At 62.7% G+C, this 16,262-nt stretch carries 17 protein-coding genes; 8 read left to right on the top strand and 9 right to left on the bottom strand.

Features of this window, described 5'->3' with window-relative positions:
* Positions 1-40: 40 nt before the first annotated feature.
* Positions 41-802: an SDR family NAD(P)-dependent oxidoreductase gene (locus tag ASE88_RS04385; RefSeq protein ID WP_056476436.1), complete on the bottom strand. Its 762-nt coding sequence runs from the start codon at positions 800-802 to the stop codon at positions 41-43.
* An 11-nt stretch (positions 803-813) separates the two neighbouring features.
* Positions 814-2,307 carry a carboxylesterase/lipase family protein gene (locus tag ASE88_RS04380; protein ID WP_056476433.1) on the bottom strand — a complete coding sequence of 498 codons (1,494 nt, stop codon included), beginning with the start codon at positions 2,305-2,307 and terminating at the stop codon, positions 814-816.
* A gap of 389 nt (positions 2,308-2,696) precedes the next feature.
* Between ASE88_RS04380 and ASE88_RS04370 the strand changes: the two genes are divergently transcribed.
* Positions 2,697-3,410 (top strand): SGNH/GDSL hydrolase family protein, encoded by a 714-nt coding sequence (locus ASE88_RS04370; protein ID WP_268795206.1) that lies wholly within the window; start codon positions 2,697-2,699, stop codon positions 3,408-3,410.
* A gap of 338 nt (positions 3,411-3,748) precedes the next feature.
* Here ASE88_RS04370 and ASE88_RS04365 read toward each other — a convergent pair whose 3' ends face one another.
* Complete coding sequence (locus tag ASE88_RS04365) at positions 3,749-4,654, bottom strand: LysR family transcriptional regulator (protein WP_056475770.1); 906 nt, start codon at positions 4,652-4,654, stop codon at positions 3,749-3,751.
* 117 nt (positions 4,655-4,771) lie between these two features.
* Between ASE88_RS04365 and paoA the strand changes: the two genes are divergently transcribed.
* The 6 genes from paoA to ASE88_RS18740 all read left to right on the top strand — a co-directional run bounded on the left by paoA (position 4,772) and on the right by ASE88_RS18740 (position 10,630).
* The gene (paoA, locus tag ASE88_RS04360; protein ID WP_056475766.1) at positions 4,772-5,404 is read left to right on the top strand and encodes an aldehyde dehydrogenase iron-sulfur subunit PaoA; all 633 of its coding nucleotides are present in this window, start codon (positions 4,772-4,774) and stop codon (positions 5,402-5,404) included.
* The gene (locus ASE88_RS04355; RefSeq protein WP_056475764.1) at positions 5,401-6,351 is read left to right on the top strand and encodes an FAD binding domain-containing protein; all 951 of its coding nucleotides are present in this window, start codon (positions 5,401-5,403) and stop codon (positions 6,349-6,351) included. The genes paoA and ASE88_RS04355 overlap by 4 nt, the downstream gene beginning before the upstream one ends.
* A complete protein-coding gene (paoC, locus tag ASE88_RS04350) occupies positions 6,348-8,558 on the top strand; it encodes an aldehyde oxidoreductase molybdenum-binding subunit PaoC (protein ID WP_056475761.1) in 2,211 nt (736 codons plus the stop codon). Before ASE88_RS04355 ends, paoC begins: the two co-directional genes overlap by 4 nt.
* Positions 8,558-9,049 (top strand): cupin domain-containing protein, encoded by a 492-nt coding sequence (locus ASE88_RS04345; RefSeq protein WP_235527812.1) that lies wholly within the window; start codon positions 8,558-8,560, stop codon positions 9,047-9,049. Before paoC ends, ASE88_RS04345 begins: the two co-directional genes overlap by 1 nt.
* 37 nt (positions 9,050-9,086) lie before the next feature.
* Positions 9,087-9,842: an SDR family NAD(P)-dependent oxidoreductase gene (locus ASE88_RS04340; RefSeq protein ID WP_056475758.1), complete on the top strand. Its 756-nt coding sequence runs from the start codon at positions 9,087-9,089 to the stop codon at positions 9,840-9,842.
* Positions 9,843-10,360: 518 nt separating this feature from the next.
* Entirely contained in the window at positions 10,361-10,630 is a 270-nt protein-coding gene (locus tag ASE88_RS18740) for a hypothetical protein (protein ID WP_156348223.1), read from the top strand.
* A gap of 37 nt (positions 10,631-10,667) precedes the next feature.
* On the opposite strand, the gene ASE88_RS04335 is transcribed toward ASE88_RS18740, so the two are convergent.
* The 4 genes from ASE88_RS04335 to ASE88_RS04320 form a co-directional block, all read right to left on the bottom strand.
* Positions 10,668-10,952, bottom strand: a complete 285-nt coding sequence (locus ASE88_RS04335; protein ID WP_055876509.1) for a hypothetical protein — start codon at positions 10,950-10,952, stop codon at positions 10,668-10,670.
* Positions 10,953-11,014: 62 nt separating this feature from the next.
* Positions 11,015-11,518, bottom strand: coding sequence for a ferritin-like domain-containing protein (locus tag ASE88_RS04330; protein WP_056475755.1), 504 nt, complete (start codon positions 11,516-11,518; stop codon positions 11,015-11,017).
* 84 nt (positions 11,519-11,602) lie between these two features.
* Positions 11,603-12,067: a hypothetical protein gene (locus tag ASE88_RS19175; protein WP_200910143.1), complete on the bottom strand. Its 465-nt coding sequence runs from the start codon at positions 12,065-12,067 to the stop codon at positions 11,603-11,605.
* Positions 12,068-12,147: 80 nt separating this feature from the next.
* Positions 12,148-13,320 carry a zinc-dependent alcohol dehydrogenase gene (locus ASE88_RS04320; RefSeq protein WP_055876503.1) on the bottom strand — a complete coding sequence of 391 codons (1,173 nt, stop codon included), beginning with the start codon at positions 13,318-13,320 and terminating at the stop codon, positions 12,148-12,150.
* A 314-nt stretch (positions 13,321-13,634) separates the two neighbouring features.
* On the opposite strand from ASE88_RS04320, the gene ASE88_RS04315 reads away from it, so the two are divergent.
* Positions 13,635-14,531: an HAD family hydrolase gene (locus ASE88_RS04315; RefSeq protein WP_156356904.1), complete on the top strand. Its 897-nt coding sequence runs from the start codon at positions 13,635-13,637 to the stop codon at positions 14,529-14,531.
* A 405-nt stretch (positions 14,532-14,936) separates the two neighbouring features.
* Here the strand turns inward: ASE88_RS04315 and ASE88_RS04310 are convergent, their stop codons facing one another.
* Entirely contained in the window at positions 14,937-15,302 is a 366-nt protein-coding gene (locus ASE88_RS04310; RefSeq protein WP_321163396.1) for a VOC family protein, read from the bottom strand.
* Positions 15,303-15,459: 157 nt separating this feature from the next.
* Positions 15,460-16,262 (bottom strand): VOC family protein (locus ASE88_RS04305; RefSeq protein WP_235527811.1); only part of this gene is annotated, 803 nt, incomplete at its 5' end.

Genomic DNA, 16,262 nt, shown 5'->3' with positions numbered 1-16,262 from the left:
AAAGGTCTGACGGCTATGCCGATCGGCTCCGGTTATTGGCCTACCAGCAGGAGTAGCCGCCATCGACCGCCACGATGCTGCCGGTCATCAGACTCGCCGCATCGCTTGCAAGGAACTGTACGACCGAGGCGACTTCGTACGCCTCCCCAAGACGTCCTTGCGGCGTGCCGTCGATCCAACGGCGGTACATCTCGCTGGTCTTGTCGGCAAAGGCGTTGAGCGGAGTTGCGATATAGGTCGGCGCCACCGCATTGACGCGAACACCACGGCCGGCCCATTCGGCGGCAAGGCTTTTCGTCAGTTGATGCACCGCCGCCTTAGACGCGTTGTAATAGCTCTGCGGCTGCGGCCGGTTGACGACAAAGGCCGACATCGACCCGATATTGACGATCGATCCGCGGCCCGTGGCCAGCATGTTGCGTCCGAAGGCGCGTGCACACCAGAAGGTGCCGTTGAGATTGACGTCGAGGACGTTCAACCAATGCTCGTCGGCGACGTCCTCCGCCGCGGTTTCACTGCGGGCGATGCCGGCATTGTTGACCAGAATTTCGGCGTCGCGCACCGCGTCGGCGGCTGCAGTGACCGCAGCGGAGTCCGTCACGTCGAGCACGATGCCGGTGACGCGGTGACCCTTGTCTTGGAGGCTTTCCACACCGCGAGCGAGCAGATCCGGGTCGCGATCGGCGATCGTCACCAAGGCGCCGAACTCGGCGAGCGCGTCCGCGCAAGCCCAGCCGATGCCTTGCGCGCCGCCGGTGACGAAGGCTTTGCGACCATCTAGCCGCAGGCGATTGGCGTACATGGTCTTGTCCTTCAAGGTAGGAACGACGCGGCAGGCATGACCGGCTCGAATGCCGCCTCGCCGGCAACGATGCGATAGACTTGGCGCGTATCACGATCGAACGGCGCCCAGGGGAGGGACCCGTCGCGGGCAAAATCGACCCACAGTCGGTGCATGCGGGTCGCGACATCCTGCGGCGGCGCTTCGCCGAGCAATCCGTCGGGACCAGTCGCGCAGGCGAGCGCATCGAAGACGAACGGCACGTCGATCGCATGCGCCGCGCCAAGCTCGCCGCCGAACGCGGGCGAGCGCCATTCGAGTTCATAGACATGCGTGCGGCCGCGATGTTCCTCGGCGAACCGCCTGGCGGGCCAACGAAAGACAAGGTCCGTCATCGCATCGGTCAGCGCACGCCCGCCGGGACGCTTGCCAGCCCCATAGGCGTTCAGCACCGCCCACGCTCGAGGCTGCGACTTTCGCAGCACGAACCACGCCAGCAACCGCCCGATTTTGTCCCGGACCCCGGACGAGACCAGGTACAGGTTCATTTCCTCGGCATTCGTACCGATCAGCACATCGACGTCCGCGCCCGCGCCGTTGCGGAGCGCATCCAACGGTGGGACCGGCAGCATGTCGTCGCCATGAACGGGTACGAAGCGGCTGATCCCGAAGACCGGCTCGCGGCCGTCCGCCCCGCGCAGGTCGATCCGCGCGGTCGGTAACGACACCTTTTCTACTGCGTCGAGCATCGGCTCGGCCGCGACGCTGGCGAACCCATCACGGGTCGGCGAGACGCCGAGCAGTTTGGCGAGCTTCGTCACCAGCCGCCGCATGACGCCTACATCACGTGTCATGCCGCCATGTCCGCTTTGAATGATCGCGCGGGTGAACAGGCCCTCGGCGACAGGTGAGGTGACGAGGTCGGCGATCGCCATCGCGCCCGCCGATTCGCCGAATATCGTGACGTTGCCGGGATCGCCTCCGAAGCGGTCGATCTCCGCGCGAACCCATTCGAGCGCGGCGACGATGTCGCGCAGACCGAGATTTGTCGGGACGCCCGGGATCGGCAGAAAGCCGTCGATCCCCATGCGATAGTTGATCGCAACGCAAACCACGCCGTCGCGCGCGAAGGTCGTCCCGTCCTGCACCGGCGCGTCCTTGCTGCCGATCACGAAGCCGCCGCCATGGACGAACACCATCACCGGCAGGCCGGTGCGGTCGTCGTCGGGGCGCCAGACATTGAGCGTCAGATAGTCGTCGCCCGGCATCCAACCGCTGCCGATCAGCGCCTCGACATTGAGGCCAGGCACCGGCCTGATCCGCTGCGGCGCGTTCGGGCCAGCGTCCGTGACGGCGCGCACGCCCGTCCACGACGGCGGCGGCGAAGGCGGCGCAAACCGCAAGGCGCCAACGGGCGGCGCTGCATAGGGAATGCCTATATAGCACTGGACGCCCCCGGTCGTGCGCCCTTGGACCACGCCGGCGGTGACGTGGACGATCGGATCGAGATGTTCACGGATTGACATCGCGTCGATGTACACCGTCCGCGTCGCGCCAGAACATCCGGTTACTATGCGGCATCGCTCGCAGGGTGTGCCCATGCGGTGCGCGAGCAGCCGGAGCATTGCCCGCCGCACGCCGACCTGCGCCGATGGCGGTCTTGCGGCAGGGGAGAGGCGTGATGCGTGGACGCAGGCGGAAAGTTAGGTTTTGGTTGCTGGGGGGACAGTTGGCGATCATCGGCATCGGCCTGATAATTGCCATTGCCGAAGGTCGGCGGACCCCGAGCGGTCGGCCGGACTATATCGCGCTGGGCAGCTCGTTCGCGGCGGGAGCGGGGCTAGGCGCCCTAGAACCCGGTAGTCCAACGCTGTGCGCGCGTGGCCTAGAAGGCTACCCGCAGTAACTCGCCCGGCTGCGTGCAGTTCCGCTCGTCGATATGAGTTGCGGCGGTGCCGTGACCCGCCATCTGCTACACGGCGGTCAGTATTTCCAGGGGCCGCAGATCCGGACGATCACGCGTGGCACGCGGCTCGTGACGCTGACAATCGGCGGCAACGATGTCGGCTATGTTGCCGACCTGTCGATGCTGGCGGCACGGAATACAAACACGGTGTTCGGCCGCTTCGTCCGATGGTTCTGGGACGGGCCCCGGCGACCCGACGCGCGTGGCTACGATCAACTTCGGAGTGACCTGATCGCGACACTCCAAGCGATCCATGCCGCGGCCCCACAAGCTATCATGGTGATAGCGACCTACCCAACGATCCTGCCGCCGTCAGGCACGTGCCCAGTGTTAGGTCTGACTGCCGCCGAAGCCGGCACTATGCGTCAGGTTGGCGATACGCTCGCAGCCGTCACGCGGTCGGCGGCCGAGGCAGGCGGCGCAATCCTGGTCGACATGCACACGCTCGGGACGACTCATAACGCCTGCTCATCGGAACCATGGGTCCGTGGCTGGATGAACGGCAATATCGCGCCCTTCCATCCGACCCGAATTGGTGCAGCCGCGACAGCTCACGCAGTTGCGTCACGGATTAAGACGCAATGCGGTCCAAATAATGGTCATTGCGCAGGCGCAGCCTACCGAACCAGAGATGATCTGCCTATTCTCGCTTCCGAGCATTAAGCGTCTCACAATGGTCCGCTGCCGGCTTAGGCAGACCAGCCTTGCACAGGATGCCGTTACACATGTGTCCGGTGGTATAATATAAGCGAGTCTTTTGCCCCGTGGAGACGTGATGCGCAGGCACGCGTGAGGCAGCCGCGCTCCACCGACGCCCAACTCTAGCCAGCGGTTCATCGCAAGCCTGAACTTAGATGGCTGGTCGCCGAACATTCGGCAAAATGAACCAACGGCTGAAGTTGGGAAGCTAATAACCCCCGACGAACGCCCGCTACTGACTCGTTCTTCGTTGCTGAAATCAATTTTCAAACGCCTCGAATGCTTGATGTTGAACAGACGCGTCAGCCAAGTGGTTTTAGTTCACCTGCAATCGTCAGCAGCGCGCGCAAACCCGCGGGTAACTGTCGTCGTCCGGAGTAGTAAAGGTAGAAGCCCGGCCCGGTCGTCACCCACTCGGTTAGCACAACGCGCAGGGTGCCGTCTGCGACATGCTTGGCGAACAGGGCTTCAAGACCGAACGTCAGCCCCGCGCCGTTGAGTGCCATTGCCAGCGTTGATCGGCTATCGTCGGCAGTCATCGCGCTTTTGATAAGCACATCGAAGTCTCCGTCAGGCCCCTCGAATTCCCAGCGGTAGATACTGTCGTCCCCAAGACGCACTCCAAGACACCGGTGCTGCTTCAACTCGTCCGGGTGCGCTGGTGTGCCATGTTCCTCAAGGTAACGGGGAGAAGCCGCGACAACCCACCGGAGGTCGGCTGAAAGTCGCTGCGCAATCATGTCCTCGGGGACGGTGCCGCCATACCGAACGCCTGCGTCGAACCCCTCGCCGACGACATCGACGATGCGATTGCTCGATACCAGATCGACCTCAATATCAGGGTGACGGCGAGACAGTTCGGCAAGCACAGGACCAAGCACCAGCGTTACCGCATCGACCACGGCGTTGATGCGAATTTTTCCGCCAGGAGAGACGCGGAGCTGATCCAGGTTCTCCAACGCGGAGCCGATGTCAGCAAACGACCCGGAGACCGACTGCTCCAGCGCCTTTCCAGCCGACGTCAAGGTTACGGATCGGTTGGTCCGGTTGATCAGTCGGACACCCGCGCGCTCTTCGAAACTTTTGAGAGCATGGCTGACCGCGGAGGCAGACACGCCAAGCTCGAGGCCGGCCCGACGAAGATTGCGATGCCGCGCGATCGCTAGGAAATAGGCAAGGTCGGTAAGGTTGGTGCGGGTAACAAGCATTCCTGATGTTGAACCAGATTCAGTATCGCATCAAGCTACTGACGGGTAACCTACTTCTGCTGAAAGTGTTTAATGGTCCTGACCGGCGCCTGTTGGCGCGCCCATGGAGGATCGCCGATGGCCAGTGAAACTTTTCAATTGTCCCGAAGGCAGATGCTGATGAGCAGCGCCACTACTGCGGCAGTATCCGCCACCGTGAGCGAAACGGCCGACGCCGCGCCGCCCGCGCAAGCCCTGCCGACATACAAGGTCGCCATGAGCGTGAATGGAACAGCCCAAGCGCTGACGCTCGATCCGCGTACGACCCTGCTCGATGCGCTGCGCGAACATCTACATCTCACCGGCACCAAGAAGGGCTGTGATCACGGGCAGTGCGGAGCGTGCACGGTCATCGTCAACGGCGAGCGTATCAACGCCTGTCTCAGCCTCGCCGTCCAGCATGAGGGCGATGCCGTAACCACTATCGAAGGGCTCGGCACACCCGAGCGCCTGCATCCGATGCAAGCCGTTTTCGTGAAGCATGACGGATATCAGTGCGGTTACTGCACCCCGGGGCAGATCTGCTCTGCCATCTCTGTTCTCGAGGAAATTAAGAGAGGCATTCCCAGCCACGCGCAGGCCGATCTTATGGCGGCCCCGCAGTCTACCGGCGCCGAAATGCGGGAGCGGATGAGCGGCAACATCTGCCGCTGCGGTGCCTATTCCAACATCGCTGAGGCGATGGCCGATGTCGCAGGAGCACGCGCGTGAAGAGCTTTACCTACGAGCGGGCAACGACGCCTGCAGACGCGGCTCGGATCGTTGCGCGCAATCCTGGCGCGCGATTCCTGGCCGGCGGTACCAACCTGCTCGATCTGATGAAGCTCGAGGTCGAGACGCCGACCCATCTGGTCGATGTGCAGGACCTCAAGCTCGACCGGATCGAACCGACCGACGCCGGCGGGCTGCGGATCGGTGCGTTCGTCAGTAACACCGCGTTGGCGAGCGACGAGCGAGTGCGGCGTGCCTATGGCGTACTCAGCCGCGCCATCGTCGCAGGTGCCTCGGGTCAGTTGCGGAACAAGGCGACGACCGCGGGCAATCTGCTTCAGCGGACGCGGTGCCCGTATTTTTACGACACCAACCAGCCCTGCAACAAGCGGAAGCCGGGGTCGGGGTGCGCTGCGATCGGTGGCTATTCGCGCCAGCTTGCCGTCATCGGATCTAGTGAGTCGTGCATCGCAACCTATCCGGGCGACATGGCGGTCGCGATGCGCGTGCTCGATGCGGCAGTCGAGACGGTGAAGGCGGACGGGAAGACACGATCCATACCGATCGGTACTTTCCATACGCTGCCTGGTACCACGCCCGAGCGTGATAACGTGCTTGATCACGGCGAACTCATCACCGCGGTCACGCTGCCGCGTCCGGTCGGTGGTACGCATGTCTACCGCAAGGTGCGCGACCGCGCGTCTTATGCGTTCGCGCTCGTGTCGGTCGCCGCCATCGTCCAGCGCGACGGCAGCGGACGTGCAGCGTTCGGCGGTGTCGCGCATCAGCCGTGGCGGGTGGAGGCAGCGGAAGCGGCAATGCCGCATGGCGCGGTCGAGATGGCTAAGGCGGCGTTCGCCGATGCGCGGCCGACCCACGACAACGCATTCAAGATCCCACTCGCGACGCGCACCCTCGCGGCGGTGCTTGCGGAGGTAAAGCCATGATCTTCGACGCACCCGCAGGCGCGAACCCGACCGATCGGATGAAGGTGCTCGGCAAGCCACTCGATCGCTACGAAGGGCATCTGAAGACCACCGGCACCGCGACCTATGCCCATGAATGGCAGGATGTCGCACCCGGGTTTGCGTACGGCTACATTCTCGGCGCCGCGATCGCCAAGGGGCGGATCACGAAGATCGATACGCGTGATGCCGAACGTGCGCCCGGCGTGGTAGGTGTCGTCACGTACCTGAATGCCGGCAAGCCCGGAGTTGGCAAGTTCTACGTTCAGAAGATGCTCGCCGCGCCTGAGGTGGACCATTACCATCAGCCGGTCGCGGTCGTCGTTGCGGAGACCTTCGAACAGGCCCGTGCGGCAGCGGCACTTGTGCGAGTCGACTATCAGCGGACGGCGGGGCGGTTCGATCTGGCCGCGCAGAACGGCAGCGCGCCGGTCCCGCCGGAAGGCGAGTTTGGCGGCCCCAACGAGAAGCAGGTCGGTGACTTCGCCAAGGCGTTCGCGGCGGCACCGGTCAAGGTCGACGAGACCTATACCGTGCCCGACCAGGCGCATGCGATGATGGAGCCACACGCCTCGATCGCGAAATGGGACGGCGATCGCGTGACGTGCTGGACGTCGATCCAGCAGATGAACTGGGGAACGCGCGACCTCGGGCTGATTCTCGGGATCCCCAAGCAGAACGTCCGCCTGATCTCGCCCTATATCGGCGGCGGTTTCGGCGGGAAGGGGACCGTGCAGATCGATCTCGCGCTGGCGGCGATTGCGGCGCGCGTGGTCAAGCGCCCGGTGAAGATCGCGCTGCAGCGGTCGATCATTTTTAACACCACGATCCACCGGCCGAAGACAATCCAGCGAGTGCAACTGGGGGCGGGCCGTGATGGGCGGCTGACCGCCATCGGTCATGACAGCCTGTCGGGTAACCTCGTCGGTGGGCGTACGGAGCCAACCGTTACATCCACGCGGACGCTTTATGCAGGCGCGAACCGGCTGACCCGGATGCGGCTGGCCACGCTCGATTTAGCGGAAGGCAACGCGATGCGTGCGCCCGGCGAAGCACCCGGCCTGATGGCACTAGAGGTCGCGTTGGACGAACTCGCGGAAAAGCTGAAAATGGATCCGATCGCGCTTCGCGTCGTGAACGATACGCAGGTCGATCCGGAGGATCCTGGCAAGCCCTTCTCGACCCGAGCCTTTGTCCGTTGCCTGCAGGAGGGCGCGGAGCGCTTCGGCTGGGACAGGCGCCAGAGCAAGCCTGGTGCAATCCGCGAAGGGCAGTGGTTGATTGGCATGGGGATGGCGGGGGCGATCCGTGGCGGCAAGATCGCCAAAGCCGGCGCACGAGCTCGGCTTGATCGGCACGGCGTCGTGACGATCGAGACCGACATGACGGATATCGGCACCGGCAGCTACACCGTCGTCCAGCAGACCGCGGCCGAGATGATGGGCGTCACGCCCGACCGGATCGTGGTCAAGCTCGGCGACTCCACCTTCCCGGAAACGCCGGGATCGGGCGGGCAGCAGGGCGCGCCTTCCGTAACGGCGGGCGTCTATGCGGCGTGCATGAAGCTGCGCGAAACGGTCGCGCAGCGGCTCGGCTTCAACACCGCCAACGTCGACTTTGCAGACGGGCAGGTCTGCAGCGGCAACCGGTCGGTAAAGCTCGCCCACGCGGCCAAGGACGGCGATCTCGTCGTCGAAGACGTCATGGAGTTCGCCAAGCTCGCCGATCAGTTCCAGCAGCAGACCTTCGGGGCGCATTTCGTCGAGGTCGCGGTCGACGCTTATACCGGCGAGGTGCGGGTACGGCGTATGCTCGCGGTGTGCGCCGCGGGGCGCATCCTCAACGTCAAGACCGCGCGCAGTCAGGTGATCGGCGGGATGGTGATGGGCGTCGGCGCCGCGCTGATGGAAGACATGGCGATCGACAAGCGCTTCGGCTTCTTCGTCAACCATGATCTCGCTGGCTACGAGGTGCCGGTGCATGCCGATATCCCGCATCTCGATGCCTTCTTCATAGATGAGGTCGATCCAACGATCTCGCCGGTAAAGGCCAAGGGCGTGGGCGAGCTGGGCCTGACCGGGGTCGCGCCAGCGATCGCCAACGCGATCTACAACGCAACCGGCGTTCGCGTCCGCGAGTATCCGATCACGCTCGAGAAGCATTTCGACGCGCTGCCGGCGCTGACGTGATGCCTCTGCTGAAAATCGGCACGATCGTCGCCTTGCTGCTGCCCATCAGCTTCGCTCAAGCCCAAAAAGGAACTTCCGACATGACCATCGCCCGCAAATCCGAGATGAAGACCGTCGACGGGCCGGAGGCGTATTTTACCGGCAAGGTTACGATCACCGGGCGATTCCAGCGCGACGACCCGTCGCGCGTCTCCGGCGCGATCGTCCATTTTGAGCCCGGCGCCCGGAGTGCCTGGCACACGCACCCCGCCGGCCAGACGCTGATCGTGACCGAAGGTGTAGGCTGGACGCAGATCGCGGATGGCCCGAAGCTGGAGTTCAACGCTGGCGACATCCTGTGGTGCCCGGCCGACCACAAGCACTGGCACGGCGCCACGCCGCAGCAGGGCATGACGCATGTCGCCATTCAGGAGTCGGTCGACGGCTCGGCCGTAACCTGGATGGAGAAGGTGACGGACGAACAGTATCTCGCGCCGCTCGGTACCGAGTGAACGGTCGCAATCCACCCATCGAAACCGAGTATTTTCCATGACCAATCTCAATCGTTTTTCCGACAAGGTCGCATTCGTCACCGGCGCCGCCAGCGGCATCGGCCGGGCGACCGCGGTTGCCTTCGCACGTGAGGGCGCACGCGTTGCGATCCTCGACCTAACCGAAGATGCGCTTTCCGACACCGCGGAGGCTGTGAGAAACGCAGGCGCACAGGTCCTGACCATTGCCTGCGACGTGTCGAAGCCCGAACAGGTCGAGGCAGCGATCGGGCAGGTGATCGAGACCTTCGGCAGGCTCGATATCGCCTTCAACAATGCCGGAGTCGAGAACAAGGCAGCCCCTGTCGCCGAGATCGAACTCGACGAATGGGACCGAATTCTCGACATCAATCTGCGAGGCACGTTCGTCTGCATGAAGCACGAGCTTGTGCAGATGGTGCGTCAGGGTAGCGGCGTGATCGTCAACACATCATCGGGCGCTGGTGTCCGGGGCGTGGCGGGCGGAGCGTCCTATGCCGCGTCCAAGCACGCGATCATCGGCCTGACAAAGTCAGCCGCGCTCGACTATGCGAAGCAGAATATCCGCGTGAATGCGATCCTGCCGGGCAACATCGAGACGCCGATGATGGATCGCTTCACCAACGGTGACATCCAGAAAGCCATCGACCTCGAGCCGGTCGGTCGTCTGGGAAAGCCCGACGAGATCGCCGACGCCGTGCTCTGGATGAGCGCGGATCTTGGCGGGTTCGTCACCGGTGCCGCAATCTCCGTGGATGGAGGCTGGTCGCTTTAACGACCCGAGTAGAGCCTGCCTGAAAACGGTAGGCGCGCGAAAGCCGCTATCAATCCCCGCCTTGCGGCATTTGCGATTGAATGGAGCGGCGTCGCGAATCGAAAATGAACGAACGGCTGAAACTGGAGAGCGTAGATAGGGCCGCCGGTGTCCGCGCCTGGGTCCTATCTCCTCGGCCATGTCCGTTGGGCAGGTTAGCCCGGCTCTAATTTTGGGCCACATGCGGAGCGCGCTCTAGAATCGGCACCGAGTGCGGGGTGCGCCCCAAGGGTATGATCGGCTGATCTGAGGACTGTAGCCGATACGCCGTCTATGCGCGTGAGCAACTCGGCGATCATGGCCGTCTGTCGCGTCGCTAGGTCGGCGTCCAGCTTGTCAATGTGGCCGTTCTTGACGATGCCCAACGGGTAATTGGACGGGACTTGCTAGTTTCGATAGTCCAAATAGGCGGCAGTACCGGCGGCGTTTACCCGCGATAGAATGAGTGATGTCCCCGTAACGCCTCCGCTACGCCTGTGGTGGACGAGTCGCTCGTGCTGGTGTCCGTTATTGTGCCAAAGCATGCCTCTTTGCTTAACTTTGCGCGCGCCAGTTCAAGCCGCCTCGGATACTGGTCCGATCGCCTGACCGTCGAGCGCGCCGACCAAGTCGTCGCCACACACGACGAACGCGCGCAGCCCTCATCAACCGGCATCTCGGCAAATCAGCGGATCCGAACGCTTGAAACTGATGAAGGCATGGCAGATGCTGAAGCGCTGGCGGGTCGATTCCGTCCGCAAGGGGACTGACGTGTGCCCGCCTGGTGCCGCACCGTGCACTCACAGCTTACAAATCGGACCTATTTACCTCGGCAATCTTTGTGTTCGACAGGCCTGGAGTTTCCTCGCGCAAAAACCCTAGAAGTTCTTGGACTTCTCGGGGGCCATATTTGAGGTCGATATCATCCAACTGGATCATGACGAATCTCCGCCGATCCGCCGAGAAGTTAGCGATGGTATTAACGCACTCTTCCAGTGTGCCGTGTCCTACAACCTCTGCGGTCGCGTCGCCGGAGGGATCAGCAACAAAGATCGTAGCGGGTTCGCTCAATGCGTAGGTCGTCATCGCCATCGCTTCCATCGTCTAGTGGGGCAGGTCGTCGCCGGCCGGGTCGGCCTCGGCGGGCGATCCTGTCATTCGTCTTCGGCGGCGATGTTGACGGTCGTCTCGGCGAGCTTCGTCATATATTCGTCGCCGCCGTATATGTCCTTCGTAGCGGCACTAAGTATCTTCTGGTCGGCCTTCAGATCCAGCGCCTTGGCGTAGGCGGTAGCCGTGCCGAACCCAGCGATGCCGTAATGCGTCATCCGCTGGTACTGAGCGATGATCATCACATCGAGCAGTGGGCCCTTTTCGGGACCTTCCTCGAGCACATGCTTGGTGGCTTCGGCCACGAGGCCTTCCATACCCTTGCAATGCTCCTTCGAAACCTTCTCATCGTTTGAGGCGATCAGCTCTTTGAGCAGGTCAGTATGCTTATCGATATCAGCCTGGGACTTGGTCAGCATCTCCTTCAGCGATGCGTCGCTTGCCTTCGACGTGATCTTCTTCAGGATCTTCTTCATCTGGTCGTTGGCGGACCACAGATCTTTCAGCTCGTCGGTGTAGATTTCCTGGAGGTCCTCGGGTGCAGACATGGGATCATCCTCGTGTGTCCACCGAGCGGAATGCGCGGTAGCTGGTTTTGAATTTGGAACAGGCGTTTACGAGGTTCGCCGAGCTCAGCCGGCTCCAGGCTGGTTCTGCTCGTCCTCATAATCGGCATCGGTACCGATCTTTCCGCCGGCCTCCGCTTCGGCGATGCCCGACGTCTCGACGACTTCGATCGTGTGACCTTCGGAAGCAATCGCATGCGGTACGCGTTCGGCATCAGGGTCGGCGGCGATCGTCGTGCGGTCACCGCCGTCCGAATTTGCGACACCGTTTCCGGCATTGCCGCCGTCTTCGCCCGCCTGGCCGCCGCCGTGATAGGCAATGTCGGTCTGGCCGCCATGCGCCATGAAGCCGGTGCTCGCCCTTGTCTTGCCCGCGTGTGGGTTCGGATAGGACCCGCCACCATTTTCGCCGCCCTCGCTACGCCCGTGAACATCGGCGCCATCATTGCCGCGCGGCGAGTCCGAGACACCGTCCGGTGCGCCCTTGCTCCCAGGGTGGCCGGGAACGGGGGTCTGAACCTTGTCGCTCATCGGCATGTCCTTCTGACTGTTGCGGATAAAAACCAACCGACCCGGTCCGCTCGTCGGCGGCGGACCGGGTCGGTTGAGGGTTAAGGCCGCAGTACGACCTTGATCACGCCGTCCTGCTTGTCGCGGAACTTCTGGTACATCTCGGGCGCATCCTCGAGACTTGCCGGGTGAGTCACGACGAAGCTCGGATCGATGTCGCCCGCCTCGATCCGCGCCAGCAGAGGCTTGGTATAGGCCTGGACATGCGTCTGGCCGGTCTTGATCGTCAGACCCTTGTTCATCATTGCGCCGATCGGGATCTTGTCGCCCATGCCGACATAGACGCCAGGAATCGAGATCGTCCCGCCCATCCGGCAACTCATGATCGCTTCGCGCAGGACGTGCACGCGGTCGGTTGCGAGGAACGTCGCCGCCTTGACCTTATCGATCACCGCATCGATTGCGCCATGACCCGAGGCCTCCGCGCCCACTGCGTCGATGCAGCTGTCGGGACCGCGGCCTTTGGTACGGAACTGGAGTTCGTCATAGACGCTGTCGACTTCGGCGAAGTTGATCGTCTCGGCACCGCCGGCCTCGGCCATCGCCAAGCGTTCGGGCACTTCGTCGATCGCGATCACGCGGCCCGCGCCGAGCATCAGCGCCGAGCGGATTGCAAATTGGCCGACTGGACCGCAGCCCCAGATTGCCACGGTATCGCCTTCTTCGATCTGCGCATTCTCGGCTGCCATATAGCCGGTCGGAAAGATGTCGGACAGGAACAGCGCCTGCTCATCGGTGACGCTGTCGGGTACCTTGATCGGACCAATATCGGCCATCGGCACGCGCAGATACTCGGCTTGGCCACCGCAATAGCCGCCAAGCATGTGACTGAATCCAAACAGGCCGGCGGGCGAATGACCCATCGCCTTGATCGCCATCTCCGAGTTCGGATTGGTCCGCTCACAGGCAGAGAAGAGGCCCTTGCGGCAGAAGAAGCAATCGCCGCAGCTGATCGTGAACGGCACGACGACGCGGTCGCCAATCTTCAGATTGGTGACTTCGGAGCCGAGTGCGACGACCACGCCCATGTTCTCGTGGCCGAGGATGTCACCCGCCTGCATCGTCGGCTGGTAGCCGTCGAGCAGGTGAAGATCGGAGCCGCAGATCGCGCAGGCCGATACCTTGATTATCGCGTCGCGCGGATGCTTGATCTCCGGATCTGCAACAGTATCGACCCGAACGTCGCCTTTTCCATGCCATACCAGTGCGCGCATTTAAATATCTCCGTCATTAAATTACAGTGAGTGCTCACCATGCATTGGCCCTGCGTCAGCCTGGACTTGGCGGTCGCGAAAAATGCCGCATGACCATCATCAAAACTATGCGTGCCGCCACGGAGTATCGGGCAATAGTCTTTCGGCTTGCGGCTATCAGCGTGAACACAATCCGCAGAGTATAGCGATCAAAGCGGCGTCATCGTTCCTGCATCGCCGAGATATTCACCGCTAAAAATTTTGTATTGATTGTGATCAATCTACAAAGATTTGCGCGAAACCGTAAAATAGAACTGAAAATCTATATTTTATAAGTGTTTGCCAAGGCTGGTTGCTCCGTAGTGGCGGATCGCTGGTGGCATGTCTGCTGCGGATCGTTCGGGCGCGCGACCAATGCCCTTCCCGAGTTTGCTGACGCCGGGGCTGATTCGGGGCGTGGACCGTTGCGTCGTCATCACATTGCCGACGTTGTTCGCCCTCTGCGCCTTCAATGGCACTACGAGGTTCTGACGGACAGCGCACGACATCAGGTCAGGGACCGTCTTATGCAGATCAAAGCCATTCTTTTCGATATCGACGGTACGTTGGTCGACACCAACGACATGCACGTACTTGCCTGGGAGGAGGCGTTCGCAGTCGTCGGCGCGGCGTTCGATCGCCGGGTGATTCATGACCAGATCGGGAAGGGGACGGACATGCTCGTGCCGACGCTGTTGCCCGACGCGGACGAGGATCAACAGAAAGAACTAGGAGACACGCATGCCGCGATCTTCAAGGCGAAATATTTGCATGTCGCCAAGCCCTTTGCGCAAGCGGGCGAGCTGATGGCGCACGCGCATGGTCTCGGGCAGCGGGTTATACTCGCATCGTCGGCCTCGGACGCGGAACTCAATCACTATATCGACCTGCTCGACGCACGCGATCTGATCGCCGCGACGACGAGCAGCGATGACGTCGAAAGGACCAAGCCTGCGCCGGACATCTTCGCGACCGCGCTCAAAAGGGTACCTGGCATTACCCCTGCTGATGCGATCGTGGTCGGCGATACCCCGTATGACATTGAGGCAGCCGGCAAATGCGGGATCGCCGCGTTGGCGGTCCGGTCGGGCAAGTTCAAGGATGCGCAGCTTCAATCTGCAGGTGCGATCGCGATCTACGATGACGTCGCCGCTTTGCTCGCCAGCTATGCAACCTCGCCACTGGGGCACTAAACGGTATGGCCATCACTTTGAACCCCTCCGCGCCCGGTCATCGCCAACGCGGTGGTGTGCGCGTGCGAGACCTCGCGGCGGACGCTGTATGCGGGAGCCGCTTTCTTAAGAACTTCGCGAGCGGCAAGCGCCGGAAGGTTCGATGGAGCATGCCGCTTTCCGCCGCTTCTGACTCAATCGGATAGCCAGCTTCCAGTCCCCGCAGATCATGCCGCAGGCGAACGCCGCGCCCGAGCCGGCAGGCAGTGCCGCCCGAACCGCGCTGAATACGCGGATGTCTTGGCGATCCGATGGCTCCCAAAGCGTGGTACCGACCGACTGATGGCCGTTAGCAAGTTGGATGATGATCGGGCCAGGATCTGGCCTTTAGACGATAGCGCCGCGAACGAGGCGGCGTTAGCCTGGCTACCTACGCATCGATACGGCCGTTGATCGGCCGGCGTACAACTTCTCCATAATTACGCGGTCCTTCCTGCGATGGCGTCCTTGATCGCGGCGACGTCTATCTTGCATCATTGTTATGGCTCGGAATACGCGCGCGGCGATCGCGGCGTCGGCACTGCTAATCGCCTCGATCAGGACGTGCGGCGTAATATGCCAGTTCACGCCTCGGTGGTCCTTGCAACACCCGCAGGCGCTTCCAACGCCGCGATTGCCGCCGACCGCATTCCAGTAACCGTCGGTCTCCGCCTGATAGTCGGTATCGACGAGGAACGACACGGCCTGAGCCTGCAGGACGTGCGGGCCGCCGTTGAGACCGAGGAACGCCATGCCGCACACCGTGATCTCGACAGTTAGAACGTTACCAAGTGGACAATCGCCCGGCACGTGGTGGATCGCATCGCGTGACTGTCGGGAAAGGTCGCGGCGTAGAACGTTGCCGCGTCTTCGGCGGTACCGTCATATCAGACGCAGGATGCGATCTTGGTCATGCCGCATTGCTGATCCGTGGGCCCACAATGCCGATTTGTGCGCCAGTCAGGTCGCCGAGATTAGCTGAATAGCCGCCACCGGGTATCTGGTCGGGGCCTTGCAGGAGCACGCCGCCAAGGCCCGTCGCGGTAGTGATCGCGGCGTCGATATCGGGAACATAGGCGTACCAGTTCCAGCGTGCGGGAGCACCGGTGGTTGCGCTCGACATCATAGCGCCGGGGCGAGCGTCGCCGCTGCCGAGGAAGACATATTCGCCCATCGGCCCCATCGGTATCGCGCCTTCCTGGGTCCAGCCGAACAGCGCGCCGTAGAAGGCAAGTGCGCCGTCGGGGTCGGGGGTGGCGAGTTCGATCCACACGGCATGGCCGTGGTGCGGACCCTGGACGAACGCGGACGACGGGTCGAGACTTGCGCCCGTCATCAGCATAAAGCCGATATGCTGCGGGTCGCTCGCGATTGCGAAACGGCCGACGCCGGTAATGTCCATCGGTTCGACTTGGATCGACCCGCCCAATTGCTTGACGTGCACGGCAGCCGCGTCGACGTCGGCGGTGCCGAAATAGATCGACCAGTCGGGCAGCGATGGCGCGCTCGGCGGCGGTGTCGTGATGCCTGCGATCGCCGCGCCATCGGGGGCGTTGGCGATCAGATAGGCGCCATGCTCGGGCATGGGCGCGCGCGCGATCGTCCAGCCGATTGTCGCGGCGTAGAAGTGCCGCGCTTTGGCCTCATTGTTGGTGTTGAGTTCGAACCAGACCGGGGTGCCCTCGGGATTTTGCATCGGCCGTTTCCTCATGC

The organism is Sphingomonas sp. Leaf38, from assembly GCF_001421825.1.
Classification (GTDB): Bacteria; Pseudomonadota; Alphaproteobacteria; order Sphingomonadales; family Sphingomonadaceae; genus Sphingomonas.
Note: the sequence above shows the minus strand (reverse complement) of the source record. Positions and strands in the feature narration are given on the sequence as shown.